Genomic DNA, 16,626 nt, shown 5'->3' with positions numbered 1-16,626 from the left:
GGAAACCATGGCCCCAGTCGCCATGCGTCTCGCTGCACAATCTCTCTCCGACGCCCAGCCCGTCCCCTTCTGGCTGGAAGACCCCGGCAAGCCCGGAGCCCTGCCCGCCCTCACCGGCACCGAGAAGTGCGATCTCCTCGTGGTCGGCGGCGGATACAGCGGACTGTGGACCGCGCTCCTCGCCAAGGAGCGCGACCCCTCCAGGGATGTCGTACTGATCGAAGGCCGCGAGGTGGGCTGGGCCGCCTCGGGCCGCAACGGAGGCTTCTGCGCGGCCTCCCTCACGCACGGCTTCGGCAACGGGCTCGCCCGCTGGCCGGGCGAGCTGCCGAAGCTGGAGCGGATGGGCGAGCGGAACCTCGACGCCATCGAGGAGACCGTCGCCCGCCACGGGATCGACTGCGAGTTCGAGCGCACCGGCGAGATCGACGTCGCCACCGAGCCGTACCAGGTGGAGGAGCTCCACGAGTGGTACGAGGAGGCCGGCCGGCTCGGTCTCGCCGAGGGCCTGGAGTTCCTGGACCGGGACGCCGTACGGGCCGAGGTCGACTCGCCGACCTTCCTCGGCGGCATGTGGGACAAGCGTGGCGTCGCCATGCTGCACCCCGCCAAGCTGGCCTGGGGCCTGAAGCGGGCCTGCCTCGACCTGGGCGTCCGGATCTACGAGAACACGCCCGGTCTGCGGCTGGTCTCCGTCGGCGCCGGCATGGGCGTGCACACCCCGTACGGCAAGGTGCTCGCCCGCCGGGTCGCGCTCGGCACCAACGTCTTCCCGTCGCTGGTCAAGCGCGTCCGCGCCTACACGGTCCCGGTCTACGACTACGCCCTGATGACCGAGCCGCTCAGCCCCGAGCAGCTCGCCTCGGTCGGCTGGAAGAACCGGCAGGGCCTCGGCGACTCCGCCAACCAGTTCCACTACTTCAGGATCACCGCCGACCACCGCATCCTCTGGGGCGGTTACGACGCGGTGTACCCCTACGGCGGCAAGGTCAGCGCCGAGATGGACCACCGCCCGGAGACGTACCTGAAGCTCGCCGAGCACTTCTTCCACTGCTTCCCGCAGCTGGAGGGGCTCCGCTTCAGCAACGCCTGGGGCGGCGCGATCGACACCTGCTCGCGCTTCTCGGCCTTCTTCGGCACGGCCCACCAGGGGAAGGTGGCGTACGCGGCCGGGTTCACCGGCCTCGGCGTCGGCGCCACCCGCTTCGGCGGCGACGTGATGCTCGACCTGCTCGCGGGCGAGCGCACCGAGCGCACCGATCTGCGGATGGTCCGCTCCAAGCCGCTGCCGTTCCCGCCGGAGCCGGTCGCCTGGGCCGGCATCGGCCTCACCAAGTGGTCGCTCGCCCGCGCCGACGAGAACGGCGGCCGGCGCAACCTGTGGCTGAAGGCCATGGACCGGCTCGGCCTCGGCTTCGACAGCTGAGCCCGAGTGTGATCCAGATCACCATCAGCGGGTAGTCGAACCCGCGTAAGAGAAGCCCCCGTACCCGCTCTCTCCCGGTGGACATCGAGTCCACACGGAGAGGAGAACGTCGCGATGACTGGTACGGGGGCTTCTGGTGTCAGGGCCGCGGTGGAGTGGCTGGCCTCGGTCGCGCCGGATCCCGAGGCCTGCCGGTGGGAATGGGAGCGCAACCCGCACGGGGTCGCCCTGCTGCCCGCCGGCCGGCGCTGGGACGTGCTGATCCTGCCGGGGGAGCTCGGCTATCCCACGCTCGACGTGCTGGCCCGGCTCGTGGACCGGCCCGGTCCGGTCCTGGCGGACTTCGGCGACGCCCGGATGGGCTTCTTCGTCCCGCCGGGAACGGCCGCCCGCTGGCTCGGTACGGGGGTGCGCGGCGCCGGCAAGGGCACCTGGATCGTCGTCCCGTACCCCGGGCGGGTGACCGGTGCGGCGCGCTGGCTGGTGGCGCCGGACGGCCTGGGCACCCTGACCGACGCCTCGCTCCTGGAGCTGGCGATGCACGAGGCGGCGGGTCAACTGGCCCGGGGGGAGAGGGGATCCGACTAGCACCCCGGTCCGCACAGAGGTCTTGACCACTTGATTGGTCTGGACCATGCTGTGGCGCGCTCCACGTCGATTCCCCCACCCCCGGAGGCAGTTGTGGACCGCACCAGACCCCTCACCCTGCTCTTGGCGGGCTCCCTCGCCGCCGGCGGACTCCTCGCCCTCACCCCAGCCGCCCAGGCCGCCGACACCGAACTCGCCCGCAACGGCGGCTTCGAGGCCGGCCTCGACGGCTGGAGCTGCACGGCGGGCAGCGGCGCCGTCGTCCCGTCACCCGTGCACGGCGGGGCGAAGGCGCTCCAGGCCACCCCCGCCGGCAGCGACAACGCCAAGTGCTCCCAGACCGTCACCGTGAAGCCCAACTCCACCTACACGCTGAGCGGCTGGGTGCGCGGCAGCTACGTCTACCTCGGCGCCTCCGGCACCGGCACCACCGACGTCTCCACCTGGACGGCCTCCGCCCCCGACTGGCAGAAGCTCACCACCTCGTTCACCACGGGCGCGTCCACCACCTCGGTCACGATCTACACCCACGGCTGGTACGGCACCCCCGCCTACCAGGCCGACGACCTCTCCCTGTACGGCCCCGGCGGCGACCCCGTCCAGCTCCCGGCCGCCCCCACCGGCCTCACGGCGGGCTCTCCGACCTCCACCTCCGTGCCGCTGAGCTGGACCGCGGTCTCCGGTGCCACCTCGTACAACGTCTACCAGGGCGCCACCAGGATCCAGACGGTCACCGGCACCACCGCCACCGCGACCGGACTCACGGCCTCCACCCCGTACACCTTCCAGGTCACCGCCGTGAACAGCGTCGGCGAGTCCCCGAAGTCGGCCCCCGTCACCGCGACCACGACCTCCGGTGGCGGCGGCGATCCCGGCGGCTCCCTTCCCGCCCACGCCCTCGTCGGCTACCTCCACGCGAGCTTCGCCAACGGCTCCGGCTACACCCGCGTGGCCGACGTCCCCGACTCCTGGGACGTCATCAACCTCGCCTTCGGCGAACCGACCTCCGTCACCTCGGGAGACATCCGCTTCACCCTCTGCCCGGCGACCGAGTGCCCGAACGTCGAATCCCTCGCCGACTTCAAGGCGGCCATCAAGGCCAAGCAGGCCGCCGGCAAGAAGGTCCTCATCTCCATCGGCGGCCAGAACGGCCAGGTGCAGCTCTCCACCACCGCCGCCCGCGACACCTTCGTCTCCTCCGTCTCGAAGATCATCGACGAGTACGGCCTCGACGGCCTCGACATCGACTTCGAGGGCCACTCCCTCTCGCTCCAGACCGGCGACACCGACTTCCGGAACCCGACCAGCCCGGTCGTCGTCAACCTGATCCAGGCGGTGAAGACCCTCAAGGCCAAGTACGGCGCGAAGTTCGTCCTGACGATGGCCCCGGAGACCTTCTTCGTCCAGCTCGGCTACCAGTACTACGGCTCCGGCCCCTGGGGCGGGCAGGACCCGCGCGCCGGCGCCTACCTGCCGGTCATCCACGCCCTGCGCGACGACCTGACCCTGCTCCACGTCCAGGACTACAACTCGGGCTCCATCATGGGCCTCGACAACCAGTACCACTCGATGGGCGGCGCCGACTTCCACATCGCGATGACCGACATGCTCCTCACCGGCTTCCCCGTCGCCGGCAACACGGACCGCTTCTTCCCGGCCCTCCGCCCCGACCAGGTCGCCATCGGCCTCCCCGCCTCCACCCAGGCGGGCAACGGCCACACCAGCCCGGCCGAGGTGAACAAGGCCCTGGACTGCCTCACGAAGAAGACGAACTGCGGCACCTACCAGACCCACGGCACCTGGCCCGCCCTGCGCGGCCTGATGACCTGGTCGGTCAACTGGGACCGGTACAACCAGTGGGAGTTCTCCAAGAACTTCGACGCCTACAACTGGAGTTAGCCGAGCGGCAGGGCGAACGGCCGGGCCGGGGCGCGCGAAGGCCCCGGCCCGGCCGGCTCGTCGAGGACCGCCCGACGGTTCATGCCGACCGGGACGACCCGTCCTTCGGCCGTGACGGCGTACCGCCGTGCGGCGTCCCCCATCTCCCCTCCCTCTGCCGTGCGTTCGGCGCCGCCCGGCCGTATCGCGCGGCGAGCACCGGCCAGCGCAGAAGGGGGAGGCAGAGGGCGAGGGAGGCCAGCACGTCCAGCGGCCAGTGGAAGCCGCGCAGGATCAGACCGGTCCCCGTGATCGCCGTCAGGACGGCCGCGACCGGGATCAGGCGGTTCGAGACGAGGAAGGCCGCGCCGAAGTAGGCGACCATGGCCGTGGCGGTGTGACCCGAGGGGTAGTAGCCGTGCGCCCACGGCTCCAGCGGACCGGGGCGGGCCGTCCACTCCTTCAGCGGAATCACCAGAAGCGGTACGGCGGCCATGGCCAGGCCCGCGTACACGGCGGCCGCGCGCCGCCCGCGCCACACCGCGTACGCCATCGCGCAGGCGAGGACCGGGAGAGCGGCCGTCATGTTGCCGAGGTCGGAGGCGAGTTCGCTCAGGGGCCGGGGAACCGAGTCCACCAGGGCCGCGGACACCCGCTCGTCGAACCTGGTCAGGGGGCCGTGGACGAGCACCTGCCAGGTCACGACGGCGAGGGCGACGAGCGCCGAGAAGAGAGCCGGCCGCCCTGGAACAGGGGGGGTGGTTCCAGGGCGGCCGAGGGGATCGGGCTGCCGCGCGCCCCGGGGGGTGTGGGGCGGGCGGCCATCCGATCGGTGAGGAGTTCCGGGGCACGAGGCCCCGGTGGTGTGCGCGATGGCACGGTGTGGGCGGGGCTGGGGAGGCTCCGCCCGGGGTGTTTCTCTCATCTGCAGAAACCGTACGTCACGAAGTGGGGGGCCGACAGCGGGAAACGCGTCCCGCCATCGGCCCCCCACAGAGTCTTCACACCGTGTGCCGGTTCGGCCTCAGGAGGCCGTTCCGAAAGCCGCTCAGAGGGCGGCCAGCGCCGCCTCGATGACGTCCAGGCCCTCGTTGAGGAGGTCCTCGCCGATGACCAGCGGCGGCAGGAAGCGGAGCACGTTGCCGTAGGTGCCGCAGGTCAGGACGAGCACGCCCTCGTTGTGGCAGTACTTGGCGAGCGCCGCGGCGGCCTCCGCGTGCGGCTCCTTGGTGACCGGGTCCTTCACCAGCTCGATGGCGATCATGGCGCCGCGGCCGCGGATGTCACCGATGACCGGGAACTTCTCCTGCATGGCGGTGAGGCGGCCCTTCATGACCTCCTCGATGCGCTTGGCCTTGCCGTTGAGGTCGAGCTCCTTCATCGTCTCGATGGAGCCGAGCGCACCGGCGCAGGCCACCGGGTTGCCGCCGTAGGTGCCGCCCAGACCGCCGCCGTGGACGGAGTCCATGATCTCGGCGCGGCCGGTGACGGCGGCGAGCGGCAGACCGCCCGCGATGCCCTTGGCGGTGGTGATGAGGTCCGGGACGATGCCCTCGTCCTCGCAGGCGAACCACTGGCCGGTACGGCAGAAGCCGGCCTGGATCTCGTCCGCGACGAAGACGATGCCGTTGTCGTTGGCGAACTTCACGATCGCCGGCAGGAAGCCCTTGGCCGGCTCGATGAAGCCGCCCTCGCCGAGGACCGGCTCGATGACGATCGCGGCGACGTTCTCGGCGCCGATCTGCTTGGTGATGTTGTCGATCGCCTGGGCGGCGGCCTCGGGGCCGCAGTTCTCGGCACCGGTGGGCCAGCGGTAGCCGTAGGCGACCGGCACGCGGTAGACCTCGGGGGCGAACGGACCGAAGCCCTGCTTGTACGGCATGTTCTTCGCCGTCATGCCCATGGTGAGGTTCGTACGGCCGTGGTAGCCGTGGTCGAAGACGACGACGGCCTGGCGCTTGGTGTACGAGCGGGCGATCTTCACCGCGTTCTCGACGGCCTCGGCGCCCGAGTTGAACAGCGCGGACTTCTTGGCGTGGTCGCCCGGGGTCAGCTCGGCCAGCGCCTCGCAGACCTCCACGTAACCCTCGTACGGCGTCACCATGAAACAGGTGTGGGTGAAGTCCTGGAGCTGCGCGGTGGCGCGGCGCACGACGGCCTCGGCGGACGCGCCGACCGAGGTCACGGCGATGCCGGAGCCGAAGTCGATCAGGCGGTTGCCGTCGACGTCCTCGATGATGCCGCCGCCGGCCCGCGCGGTGAAGACGGGCAGCGTGGAGCCGACGCCACCGGCGACCGTGTCGAGACGGCGGGCCTGAAGCTCCTGCGACTTCGGACCGGGGATGGCGGTGACGACGCGCCGCTCCTGCGGGACAGCGTTCATGCGGGGCTCCTGGGGGTGTTCTGGACGCACTTGCGGGTTTCCTCCGCAGGCTAGGCGCGGGGGAGGGGCTGAGGCATGCGCCGATCGGGAGTGGTGGCGGGTGTGTCGTTGTCCGCGATGGACATGGCGGCTCCGCTTCCGCGGCCCGGACACGTCCGGACACCTCGGGGCGGGCCTCGGCCGTACGGGTGGTCGAATCCCCTCCCGGGGGCGCCGGGCCCACTAGATTGACGGTGGCACAGACGCGGCGACCTGGCTGGTCAGGGGGCAGGGGTTCATGGAGACCGACGGCACGTACGAGTCACGCGACACCAGAGGAGGCGCGCTCCCGCGCCCAACGGCGCCGCCGACCGCCGACCGGGCCCCGATGACCCCGCCGCGGACGCGCCCGGGGGCGTCCGCGCCTGGGCCGGTCCCGGCCGGCGAGGACCTGCCGGCGAGCGCGCCGCCACGCCCGGCCGCGCCTGCTGACGGCCGGGGCCTTGGGGCCCCGCCGCCGACGCGCCCCGGGGCGCACTCCGGCCCGGGCGCGCCGGTGCCCGGACCGCCGCGCGTGCCGCCGCGACCGGCGATGGCGCCCGGGGCTTCTGGGGTGCCGGAGGGCTCTGGGGCTGCCGGGGGTACTCCCGGCACTCCCGGCACTCCCGGTTCTCCCGGCACTCCCGGTTCTCCCGGCACTCCCGGTTCTCCCGGTTCTCCCGGTTCTCCCGGAACCGCCGGTTCTCCCGGCACCCCCGGTTCTCCCGGCACTCCCGGCACTCCCGGTTCTCCCGGCACCCCCGGTTCTCCCGGTGCCCCCCTGCCGTCGGGTGCCCCCGGCGTACCCCCCGCCCCGCCCGTCGTCGCCTGGCTCGATGCCCCGCGGCCCGAGGCCGCGCCCGGGATCTGGCGGTTCCGGCACGTGCCACCGCCGCCGCCCAAGGACGCGCGGAAGCTCGCGCCCGTCACCGTGGCCGGGCTGCTGATCCCGCTCGTCGTGGGGCTGCTGCTGTGGTCGGCCTGGCGGCGGGGAGCCGTCCCGTACGAGTGGATCCCGCTCGCCACCTTCACCCCCTCCGAGTGGTGGTACGCCGGGGGCACCTCCCCCCGCGACTGGCACGGCGCCGAGGCCCACGTCGTCTACGACGGGGTCTTCTTCGCCGTCCTCCTCTACGCGATGGCCCGCCTCGGCGCCTGGGCCGAACTCGCCCGGCACCTCCTCGCCGACCGCCGCCCGCCCGTGCGCGCCGCGCTCACGGCGGGCGCCGCGCTGATCGCCCTGACCTTCGTCTGGCCGGACGCCTTCCCCGGCGTCGGCTGGGACGCGCTGCCGGTCGTCGCGCCGCTGCTCTCCCTCGTGGTGCTCCTCGGCGGCGGGTACGGCGTCCTCGCCTCGCCCGTCCTCGTCTACACCCTGTACGGCCTGATCACGGCCGCCGTGCTCTGGCCCTTCGCCCGCCTCGGCGACTGGCCCGGCCTGGTCCGCGGATGGCTCAGGGCCCGCGCCGCCACGGCGGACGGCACCCCGCCGTCCGCCGACCCCGCCGCGCCCGTACCGCTCTCCCAGTGGCCCGAGCTGCGGGCCGCCGGGCAGCAGCAGGCGGCGGACGTGCTCGCCGCCGAACTGTTCGCCGGGCGCATGAACGACGTGGACTGCGCCCGGGTCCGCCGCGGCCTGGAGCCCGGCCACGCGCCGGCCGGCCTCGCCTCCTTCGTCGACACCGTGCTCCGGCAGGGCGCCGCGGCCGGCGTCCACCCCTCCGGCGACCGCGACCTGCCGGGCCGCACCGCCACCCACGACCTCCTCCTCGGGCAGGTCCGCATCGGCCGCTGCGTGGCCGAAGGGCGCAACCCGGCCGCCTACCGGGGCGTCGGCCTCGCCCTCGAACCGGCCGCCCTCGCCACCTCCCTCCTCGTCGTGGGCCCCTCGGGCGCCGGGAAGACCACGCGCCTGACCGGCCCGGTCGTCGAGTCCCTCACCCTGCAGGCCCTCACCGGAGCCTGCGCGGTCGTCGCCGTCGGTACGGCGGACGCCCCGCTCGGCCCGGACGCCGCCTACGACGTCGTGGTCCGGCCCGGCGACCCGTCCTCGCCGTACGACCTCGACCTGTACGCCGGCCACACCGACCCCGACGAGGCCGCCGCGCTGCTCGCGGAGGGCCTGGCCGGCGACGTCGAGGGCCTCGACGTCCGACGGGCCGCCACCGTCCTCGCCCAGCTCATCGGCCCCTACCGGGCGGCGTACGGCCGCTTCCCGTCCGTACCGGTGCTCAGGGAACTCCTCGAAGCGGGCCCGGAGACGCTGTCCGCGCTCCTCGGCCGGCTCCCGGCCGACGCCACGGCCATGCGCCGCGAGCTGGAGGCCCGGATCCGGCAGGCCGGCACCGCCGCCGATGCCGGGCCGCTCCTGGCGGACCGCCTGTCGCTCCTCGACCGGCCGGCCTTCGCCGAGTTCTTCGGCGCCGACGGCAGCGACGTACGGCCCTTCTCGCTGAAGTCCGTCGTCCACCACCCGCTCCGGGTCCGGATCAAGCTGCCCGAGCGCGGCCACGAGGAGGCCTCGCGGCTCCTCGCCCGGCTCGTCCTCGCCCAGTTCCTGGCGGCGGCCCGGACCGGCACCAAGCGCACGCACTTCGTCGCCCTCGTCCTCGACGACGCCCACGGGGCGCTCACCACCGGCACCGTCCGCTCCCTCCAGCGGCTGCGCCCGCACAACGCCGGCGTCGTCCTCGGACTCCGTACCCTCGGCGAGGTCCCCGAGGCCCTGCACGGCCCGCTGCTCGGCGCCGTCGGCTGCCGGGTGGCGCTCTCCGGCATCACCACCTGGGACGGCCGGGGCTTCGCCGAGACCTGGGGCAAGGAATGGGTGGAGACCACCGAGGTGGCCCAGCACACGGTCTTCGCCCACCAGCCGATGACCCGGTTCATCCACTTCCTGCGGAAGAAGGTCACCGGCGTGGCCGTCACCACCGACGCGGTCACGACCCGGAAGGTCGAGCGCGAGCGCTGGTCCGCCTCGGAGCTCGCCCACTCGGTGCCGCCCGGGCACGCGGTCGTGTCCCTGACGACGCCGCAGGGCGCGCACACCCCGCCGGTCCTGGTCGACCTGCGCGCCTGAGCAGGCAGGCGGCACGGCCGTCTCACCCCTCGCGCGGCTGAGCGGGGTCCCGGCGGCCCTGGCACAATCGGGGGCGCCGCTCGTCTGAGCGGTGCCTCCCCGCTTCCGTGCACGGCTCCCCCCGCGCACGGTCCTCGCTCAAAGGTCCGACGGTCCCCAATGCCGCCCACCCTCGCCTCACTCGTCCAGCACTCCTCCCTCAAGCTCATCGTCCGCGCCGGTGAGGACCGTCTGGACACCCCCGTCCGCTGGGCGCACGTCAGCGAGCTCGCCGACCCCGTCCCGTACATGGAGGGCGGCGAACTCCTCCTCACCACCGCGCTCACGCTCGACGCCGAGGACCTGGAGTCGATGCGCCGCTATGTGCGGCGGCTGCTCGGCGCCGGAGTCGTGGGCCTCGGGTTCGCCGTGGGCGTCAACTACGAGGAGATCCCGCCGGCCCTGCTCGACGCGGCGCGCGAGGAGCACCTGCCCCTCCTGGAGGTGCCGCGCCGGACGCCGTTCCTCGCCATCAGCAAGGCCGTGTCGGCGGCCATCTCCGCCGACCAGTACCGCGCCGTCACGGCCGGTTTCGAGGCGCAGCGCGAGCTGACCCGCGCCGCCCTCGCCGAGGGACCGGAGGCCGTCGTCGCCCGGCTCGCCGCGCACGTCGACGGCTGGGCCGCGCTGTACGACGCCTCCGGCACCGTCGTCGCCGTCTCGCCCGAGTGGGCGGCGCGCCGGGCCGCCCGCCTCACCCCCGACGTGGAGCGGCTGCGCGAGCGGCCCGCGCCCGCCAGCGCGGTCGTCGGCGGTACGGACGACCGCGTCGAGCTCCAGTCGCTCGGCACCGGACGCCGGGTGCGGGGCGCCCTCGCGGTCGGTACGGGCGCGCCCCTCGGCACGGCCGAGCGGTACGCGGTGCACTCGGCGATCGCCCTGCTCACCCTCACGACGGAACGTTCCCGCTCGCTCCAGGCCGCGGAGCAGCGGCTCGGTGCGGCGGTCCTGCGCCTGATGCTCGCGGGCCAGCCGGAGCCCGCCCGCGCGGTGGCCGGCGACCTGTACGGAGGGCTGCTCGACGCCCCGTACCGGCTGCTCGTCGCCGAGCCCGCCGGGGGAGAGCCGGCCGCCGAGCCGCCGCTGCCGGTGCTCGCCGAGGCCCTGGAGGCCGCCGCCGCCCGCGCGGGCGAGGCGGTGCTGACCGTGGCCGAGAGCGGACAGCGGCTCGTCGTCCTCGCCGGGGACGGGGGAGCGGTGGTCACCGCCTGCGAGGCGTACGCGGACCGCGAGGCCGACGAGGCCGGCGTCGTCGTCGGTCTCTCCGCCCCGGCGGGCCCGGCCGCGGCGGCGGCCGCGTACAAGCAGGCCGAGCAGGCCCTCTCGGTCGCCCGGCGGCGGGGCAGGGCGCTCGTCGAGCACGAGGACCTGGCGGCGGGCTCGGTCCTTCCGCTCCTCGCCGACGACGCCGTCCGGGCCTTCGCCGACGGGATGCTCCGCGCGCTGCGGGAGCACGACGCGACCGGCCGCGGCGACCTCGTGGCCTCGCTGCGCGCCTGGCTCTCCCGGCACGGCCAGTGGGACGCGGCGGCGGCGGACCTGGGCGTCCACCGGCACACGCTGCGGTACCGGATGCGCCGGGTGGAGGAGATCCTCGGCCGCTCCCTGGACGATCCGGACGTCCGGATGGAACTGTGGCTGGCGCTGAAGGCGACCGGCGAGGACGGCAGCGCGGCTTCCTAGTCCGAGCCGAGGGAGCTCGCGTCGTCGCCTCCGCCCCGCTTACCGTTCCGACGCTGTCCGTCGCGGACCAGCTCGCCGCCCAGCAGGGTCACGGTGGCCACGGCGCGCACCCAGCGGGGCCCGCCCCGCGACGCCCACACCACGCAGCCGCAGCCGGCGACGGCCAGGACCAGGACGCCGATCAGTACGTAAAGGATCATGCTTTCCCCCCGTGGGTTGTTCGGTCCCGGCCATCCTCCCACCCCTCCACAAGGTCCCCTCCGCCCCCGCGCCGTCCGAATCCCGCTACGCCTGCCCGAATACGGGCAATTTCCTTGGCGATCGGCCCCGGAACTCCATAGTCTCCCGTTCATGACAAGCCCCGCCGTCGACCCGGCCCCCGAGACGCACCCGGCCGCCCCCGCACTCCGTACCGCAGCCCCCGCCGCCGCCCCGGCCCGCCGGATCACCGGCGCCGTCTGGGCCGCGCTCGGCATCGTGTACGTCGTCTGGGGGTCCACGTACCTCGGGATCCGGATCGTCGTCGAGACCCTCCCGCCGTTCCTCTCCGGCGGCGCCCGCTTCGTCACCGCCGGCCTGGTCCTCGCCGGGATCGTCGCCTGGCGGCAGGGTCCCGCCGCGCTCAGGGTCACCCGCCGGGAACTCGGCTCCGCCGTCCTCGTCGGCCTGCTCCTCATCCTCGGCGGCAACGGCCTCGTCGTCCTCGCCGAGACCTCCATCCCCTCCGGTCTCGCCGCGCTCCTCGTCGCCGCCGTCCCCGTCTGGGTCGTCCTGCTCCGCGCGGCCCTCGGCGACCGCCCCGGCCTCGGCGCCTTCGGCGGCGTCCTGCTCGGCTTCGCGGGCCTCGGCGTCCTCACCGTCCCGGGCCTGAGCGGCGAGGTGAAGATCGGCGGCGTCCTGCTCGTCCTCGTCGCGGCCCTGTGCTGGTCGGCCGGCTCCGTCTCCTCCGCCCGGCTGCCGATGCCCGCCAACCCGTTCACCGCGAGCGTGTACGAGATGCTGGCCGGCGGTCTCGCCGCGCTCACCGTCGGCCTCGTACGCGGCGAACACCACGGCCTCGACCTGGGCGCCGTCTCCGGCCGTTCCTGGGCCGCCCTCGCGTACCTCGTCGTCTTCGGCTCGCTCGTCGCCTTCACGGCGTACGCCTGGCTCCTCCAGTCCGCCCCGGTCTCCCTCGCCGCCACCTACGCCTATGTGAACCCGGTCGTCGCCGTCCTCCTCGGCGCACTCATCCTGAACGAGGCCCTGACCTGGCCGATCCTCCTCGGCGGCGCGATCGTCGTCGGCGCCGTCTGCCTCATCGTCTCCACCGAGCGGCGCGGCTGACCCTCCGGCGTGGGGGAGCCTGCCACCTTCCGCTTCGGCCGAAGCGGACAGAGCCGGCACCCCCACTACTCCATACCGGACAAGCCCGCGCGCGCCGTCCCGGCCCTACGGTGTCACCAGAGCAACCGCTCGCACCCCGAAACGGAAAGGGCCGGGACGCAATGACGACCACCCACGCCTTCTGGCTCGCCGGCCGCGAGGCCACCGGCGACGCCACCTTCGACGTCACGAACTCGTACGACGGACGTCTGGTCGGCAAGGTCAGCGTGCCCACCGAGGCCCAGGTCGAGGAGGCCGTCGCCGCCGCGCACGCCGTCGTCGACGAGTTCGCCGCGACCCCGGCGCACGTCCGCGCCGCCGCCCTCGACCACGTGTCGAAGCGGCTCGCCGAGCGCACCGAGGAGATCGCCCAGCTGATCTCCGCCGAGAACGGCAAGCCCATCAAGTGGGCCCGCGGCGAGGTCGGCCGTGCCGTCTCCGTCTTCCGTTTCGCCGCCGAGGAGGCCCGCCGCTGGAACGCCGGCGAGGCCCAGCGCCTGGACACCGAGGCCGGCGGCGCGGGCCGCCTCGCCCTCACCCGCCGCATCCCCAAGGGCGTCGTCCTCGGCATCGCGCCGTTCAACTTCCCGCTGAACCTCAGCGCCCACAAGGTCGCCCCGGCCATCGCCGTCGGCGCCCCCATCATCCTCAAGCCGGCCCCGGCGACCCCGATCTCCTCCCTGATCCTGGGCGAGATCCTGGCCGAGACCGACCTGCCGGCCGGCTCCTGGTCGATCCTGACCGTGCCGAACGACCGCATGCCGGCCCTCGTCCAGGACGAGCGCCTCCCGGTCATCTCCTTCACCGGCTCCGACAAGGTCGGCTACGCCATCCAGCAGTCGGTGCCGCACAAGCACTGCACCCTGGAGCTCGGCGGCAACGCCGCGGCCGTCGTCCTGCCCGACTGGTCCTCCGAGGCCGACCTGGACTGGGCCGCGACCCGCATCGCGACCTTCTCCAACTACCAGGGCGGCCAGTCCTGCATCTCCGTCCAGCGCGTGATCGCCGACGCCTCGGTCTACGACCGCCTGGTGCCGAAGATCGTCGCCGCCGTCGAGGCGCAGGTCACCGGAAACCCGGCGGACGACGCCACCGACGTCGGCCCGCTCGTCGACGAGGCCGCCGCCCAGCGCGTCGAGTCCTGGGTCGACGAGGCCGTCGCGGCCGGCGCGAAGCTCCTCACCGGCGGCAAGCGCGAGGGCGCCACCTACGCCCCGACCGTCCTCACCGAGCTCCCGGCCGAGGTCACCCTGGCCCGCGCCGAGGTCTTCGGCCCGGTCCTGACCATCGCCAAGGTCGACGGCGAGGCCGAGGCCTTCGCCGCGGTCAACGACTCGGACTTCGGCCTCCAGGCCGGTGTCTTCACCCACGACCTGCAGACCGCCTTCCGCGCCCACCGCGCGCTGGAGGTCGGCGGCGTGATCGTCGGCGACGTCCCCTCGTACCGCGCCGACCAGATGCCGTACGGCGGCGCCAAGCGCTCCGGCGTCGGCCGCGAGGGCGTCAAGTTCGCGATGGACGACTACACGTACGAGCGCGTGCTCGTCCTGACGGGCCTCGCCCTCTAGGGCGCAGGCCTCACGAGACCAGGCGGTCCGAGCCCACTGTGCGGGGGCTCGGGCCGCCTTTCCTCATGAGGCGCGCTTCTCGAGACTCATGAGACCGGGGCGTCCACGAGGCGGACGACCTCGGCCGGCCCCGCGCGGAACGCCTTGTTCGCGGCGTCGGCGGCGACCATGTGCGGGGCGACGTCGTGCGCCGCGAGGGCCTCCGCCGAGGCCCAGCGCTCGATCAGGGCGAAGCGGTCGGGGTCGTCGGCCACCCGGTGCAGGTCGTACTGCAGGCAGCCCTCCTCGGCCCTGACCAGGGGTGCGAGCGCCTCGAAGGCGGCGAGCTGTTCCGCGCCACGGCCGGGCAGGGTGGCGACGAGGACGATGAGCTTGATCGGCTGAGACATGCCGCGGACCCTACGCGCGGCCCAGGCCGCACGGTCGGAGCGTCTCATCTGGAGGACAAACCCGGAGGGATCCCCTCCTCTTTCCGTACCCGCCGGAATCGGGTACGACGGACAGGAAGCCCAAGGAGGTGTCCATGTCCGCACCCACCCAGCGGCCGAAGGTCACCGAGCGCGAGGCCCGGCAGGTCGCCGAGGCCGCGCGCGAGCGGGACTGGCGGAAACCCAGCTTCGCCAAGGAGCTGTTCCTCGGCCGCTTCCGCCTCGACCTCGTGCACCCGCACCCGCTGCCCGCCGCCGAGGACGTACGCCGCGGCGAGGCCTTTCTCGCCGTCCTCCGCGAGTTCTGCGAGACCCGGATCGACGGCGCCCGCATCGAGCGCGAGGCCCGCATCCCCGACGAGACGATCGCCGGACTCAAGGAGCTCGGCGCCCTCGGGATGAAGATCGACCCGGCGTACGGCGGGCTCGGCCTCACCCAGCTGTACTACAACCGGGCCCTCGCCCTCGTCGGCTCCGCGAGCCCCGCCGTCGGCGCCCTCCTCTCCGCGCATCAGTCGATCGGCGTACCGCAGCCGCTGAAACTCTTCGGCACCCAGGAGCAGAAGGACGCCTTCCTGCCCCGGCTCGCCCGCACCGACCTCTCCGCCTTCCTCCTCACCGAGCCGGACGTCGGCTCGGACCCGGCGCGCCTGGCCACCACGGCCGTGCCGGACGGGGACGCGTACGTCCTCGACGGCGTGAAGCTGTGGACCACCAACGGCGTCGTCGCCGACCTCCTCGTCGTCATGGCCCGCGTCCCCGCCTCCGAGGGGCACCGCGGCGGCATCACCGCCTTCGTCGTGGAGGCCGACGCGCCCGGCATCACCGTCGAACACCGCAACGCCTTCATGGGCCTGCGCGGCCTGGAGAACGGCGTCACGCGCTTCCACGGCGTACGGGTCCCCGCCAGTCACCGCATCGGCCCCGAGGGCGCCGGCCTGAAGATCGCCCTCACCACCCTCAACACCGGTCGGCTCTCCCTGCCCGCCGCCTGCGCGGGCGCCGCCAAGTGGTGCCTGAAGATCGCCCGCGAGTGGTCGGGGGAGCGGGAGCAGTGGGGCAGGCCGATCGGCCGCCACGAAGCCGTCTCGACCAAGATCTCGTTCATCGCGGCCACCGCCTTCGCCCTGGAGGCCGTCGTCGACCTCGCCTCCCAGATGGCCGACGAGGACCGCAACGACATCCGCATCGAGGCCGCCCTCGCCAAGCTGTACGGCTCCGAGAAGGCCTGGCTGATCGCCGACGAACTCGTCCAGATCCGGGGCGGCCGCGGCTACGAGACCGCCGACTCGCTCGCCGCCCGCGGCGAGCGGGCCGTCCCCGCCGAACAGCTCCTGCGCGATCTCCGCATCAACCGGATCTTCGAGGGCTCCACCGAGATCATGCATCTGCTGATCGCCCGTGAGGCCGTCGACGCCCACCTCTCCGTCGCCGGGGACCTCATCGACCCCGAGAAGTCCCTCGCCGACAAGGCGAAGGCGGGCGCGCGGGCGGGCGGCTTCTACGCCCGCTGGCTGCCGCAACTGGTCACCGGCGCGGGACAGCTCCCGGGCTCGTACGGGGAGTTCGGCGCCCTCGCGGGCCACCTCCGCTACGTCGAGCGGACCTCGCGCAAGCTGGCCCGGTCCACCTTCTACGCGATGTCCCGGTGGCAGGGCCGGATGGAACTGAAGCAGGCGTTCCTGGGGCGGATCGTGGACATCGGCGCCGAGCTGTTCGCGATGAGCGCCGCCTGCGTCCGCGCCGAACTCCTGCGCACCACCTCGGACCACGGGCCCGAGGCCCAGCAGCTGGCGGACGTCTTCTGCCACCAGGCCCGTCTCCGGGTCGACGAACTCTTCACCCGCCTCTGGTCCAACACGGACGACCTGGACCGCCGGGTCTCCGACGGCGTCCTCGCGGACCGCTACACGTGGCTGGAGGCGGGCATCGTGGACCCGAGCGGGAAGGGCCCGTGGATCGCGGACGCGACCCCGGGCCCGACGACCGAGCAAAACGTCCACCGCCGAATCCCGTAGCACCCGTTGTGGGCCGCGCTTCCGCCCGTTGTGGGCAGGCGTCCCGCTGGGGCGGGACGGGTGGGCACACGGGACGGCGCCCATGCCGGCGCCAGAGGCTCCCGAGCCTGGACCCGCACCCCGTGCGCAGTGCACTGGTGGTGCGGGTCCAGG

Annotated in this window: 12 protein-coding genes; 8 read left to right on the top strand and 4 right to left on the bottom strand. The window is 73.6% G+C overall.

The features are described 5' to 3' along the window. The first annotated feature begins 7 nt into the window (after positions 1-7). From ABT041_RS28470 to ABT041_RS28460, 3 genes are all read left to right on the top strand, one after another. Entirely contained in the window at positions 8-1,426 is a 1,419-nt protein-coding gene (locus ABT041_RS28470) for an NAD(P)/FAD-dependent oxidoreductase (RefSeq protein WP_351189560.1), read from the top strand. A 114-nt stretch (positions 1,427-1,540) separates the two neighbouring features. Next, positions 1,541-2,014: a hypothetical protein gene (locus tag ABT041_RS28465; protein WP_351189558.1), complete on the top strand. Its 474-nt coding sequence runs from the start codon at positions 1,541-1,543 to the stop codon at positions 2,012-2,014. Positions 2,015-2,107: 93 nt separating this feature from the next. Further along, positions 2,108-3,913: a chitinase gene (locus ABT041_RS28460; RefSeq protein ID WP_351189555.1), complete on the top strand. Its 1,806-nt coding sequence runs from the start codon at positions 2,108-2,110 to the stop codon at positions 3,911-3,913. Between the two features lie 79 nt (positions 3,914-3,992). Here ABT041_RS28460 and ABT041_RS28455 read toward each other — a convergent pair whose 3' ends face one another. Both ABT041_RS28455 and gabT read right to left on the bottom strand, forming a co-directional pair. Next, the gene (locus tag ABT041_RS28455) at positions 3,993-4,817 is read right to left on the bottom strand and encodes a phosphatase PAP2 family protein (protein WP_502976610.1); all 825 of its coding nucleotides are present in this window, start codon (positions 4,815-4,817) and stop codon (positions 3,993-3,995) included. A 123-nt stretch (positions 4,818-4,940) separates the two neighbouring features. Further along, entirely contained in the window at positions 4,941-6,275 is a 1,335-nt protein-coding gene (gene gabT, locus ABT041_RS28450) for a 4-aminobutyrate--2-oxoglutarate transaminase (protein WP_351189549.1), read from the bottom strand. A 571-nt stretch (positions 6,276-6,846) separates the two neighbouring features. On the opposite strand from gabT, the gene ABT041_RS28445 reads away from it, so the two are divergent. Then, a complete protein-coding gene (locus tag ABT041_RS28445; protein WP_502976611.1) occupies positions 6,847-9,372 on the top strand; it encodes an ATP/GTP-binding protein in 2,526 nt (841 codons plus the stop codon). 159 nt (positions 9,373-9,531) lie between these two features. Further along, positions 9,532-11,094 carry a PucR family transcriptional regulator gene (locus ABT041_RS28440; RefSeq protein WP_351189543.1) on the top strand — a complete coding sequence of 521 codons (1,563 nt, stop codon included), beginning with the start codon at positions 9,532-9,534 and terminating at the stop codon, positions 11,092-11,094. Here the strand turns inward: ABT041_RS28440 and ABT041_RS28435 are convergent. Beyond that, entirely contained in the window at positions 11,091-11,294 is a 204-nt protein-coding gene (locus ABT041_RS28435; protein WP_351189540.1) for a hypothetical protein, read from the bottom strand. The genes ABT041_RS28440 and ABT041_RS28435 overlap by 4 nt on opposite strands. 151 nt (positions 11,295-11,445) lie before the next feature. Here ABT041_RS28435 and ABT041_RS28430 point away from each other — a divergent pair, with 151 nt between their 5' ends. Beyond that, positions 11,446-12,420 carry an EamA family transporter gene (locus tag ABT041_RS28430; RefSeq protein ID WP_351189537.1) on the top strand — a complete coding sequence of 325 codons (975 nt, stop codon included), beginning with the start codon at positions 11,446-11,448 and terminating at the stop codon, positions 12,418-12,420. A gap of 161 nt (positions 12,421-12,581) precedes the next feature. Continuing rightward, positions 12,582-14,027, top strand: a complete 1,446-nt coding sequence (locus ABT041_RS28425) for an aldehyde dehydrogenase family protein (protein ID WP_351189535.1) — start codon at positions 12,582-12,584, stop codon at positions 14,025-14,027. An 86-nt stretch (positions 14,028-14,113) separates the two neighbouring features. Here ABT041_RS28425 and ABT041_RS28420 read toward each other — a convergent pair whose 3' ends face one another. Continuing rightward, complete coding sequence (locus ABT041_RS28420) at positions 14,114-14,416, bottom strand: putative quinol monooxygenase (protein ID WP_351189532.1); 303 nt, start codon at positions 14,414-14,416, stop codon at positions 14,114-14,116. A 134-nt stretch (positions 14,417-14,550) separates the two neighbouring features. Between ABT041_RS28420 and ABT041_RS28415 the strand changes: the two genes are divergently transcribed. Next, positions 14,551-16,473: an acyl-CoA dehydrogenase family protein gene (locus ABT041_RS28415; RefSeq protein ID WP_351189530.1), complete on the top strand. Its 1,923-nt coding sequence runs from the start codon at positions 14,551-14,553 to the stop codon at positions 16,471-16,473. Positions 16,474-16,626 lie beyond the last annotated feature (153 nt).

This window comes from Streptomyces sp. NPDC002825, assembly GCF_040295385.1.
Taxonomy (GTDB): domain Bacteria; phylum Actinomycetota; class Actinomycetes; order Streptomycetales; family Streptomycetaceae; genus Streptomyces.
The sequence above is the reverse complement of the archived record's forward strand: the minus strand, read 5'-3'. Positions and strand labels throughout refer to the sequence as shown.